The sequence below is a fragment of the Pseudomonas agronomica genome (assembly GCF_025917275.1).
In the GTDB taxonomy this organism is placed as follows: domain Bacteria; phylum Pseudomonadota; class Gammaproteobacteria; order Pseudomonadales; family Pseudomonadaceae; genus Aquipseudomonas; species Aquipseudomonas agronomica.
The window spans coordinates 1-326 of sequence record NZ_JAOSHO010001098.1; the positions used below are offsets into that span (position 1 = coordinate 1).

1 pseudogene is annotated in these 326 nt (G+C 63.2%); it reads right to left on the reverse strand.

Annotated features, from left to right (window positions below):
* Positions 1-240 precede the first annotated feature (240 nt).
* Positions 241-326 (reverse strand): annotated as a pseudogene (locus OC610_RS29095) (TetR family transcriptional regulator); the annotation flags it as partial.

The window sequence follows — 326 nt, forward strand, 5'->3', positions numbered from 1 at the left end:
GGCGATCCTCGGCCGTCAGCCAGGTACCGGCGACGTCGACCATCAACGAGCCTTGCAGGCCAGCGGTCATAGCAATTCCTTAATAACGATGGGCGCCCACGGCGACGCCTGCACGACGACACCGCCAGGCTGCATGCCCGGCAATTCGCGCATCGGCGATGAAAATTGAAACGAACTTGAAAGGAGAATCGGCATGGGCGGCTAGCTTAGCGGATGTAGCCAGCCGCGCCCACCCGTCTGCTATGCCTTGGCGAGCGCCGGAGCCGACTTGCTGCGAGGACGCAATTGCGCTGCCGCCATTGCCTCGTCGGTGACACCGCTTTCGG